We start from the raw sequence: 248 nt of genomic DNA, 5'->3' as shown, positions 1-248 counted from the left end.
AGAAGCGCGTACGGCCTTCCTTCCTGAGACAAAGAACGGGACAACCCGGAAGGTGCCGCTATCCACGCGGGCGGCTGAGGCTCTGACGTGGTGCCCGCCACCCCATAAGCGGGGTGGTCGGAATGAAACCGTCGTTCAACCGAGTGCCTGCCGGCGCGGCGGTGAGTTGGACCCACCTGTCGACGCTTGGTCCGATCGCTCGCTGCGTTAGCGACGCGGCGCTGATGCTTACCGTGATGGCTCGCCAG

General features: G+C 65.3%; 1 protein-coding gene. It reads left to right on the top strand.

What is annotated here, in order from left to right:
* Nucleotides 1-113: 113 nt before the first annotated feature.
* The coding region (locus SB752_RS33040; protein WP_410719601.1) for an amidase family protein at nucleotides 114-248 on the top strand (135 nt) is incomplete at its 3' end.

Origin of the sequence: Brevibacillus sp. SIMBA_040 (assembly GCF_046535075.1) — a bacterium.
Taxonomy (GTDB): Bacteria; Bacillota; Bacilli; order Brevibacillales; family Brevibacillaceae; genus Brevibacillus.
Note: the sequence above shows the minus strand (reverse complement) of the source record. Positions and strands in the feature narration are given on the sequence as shown.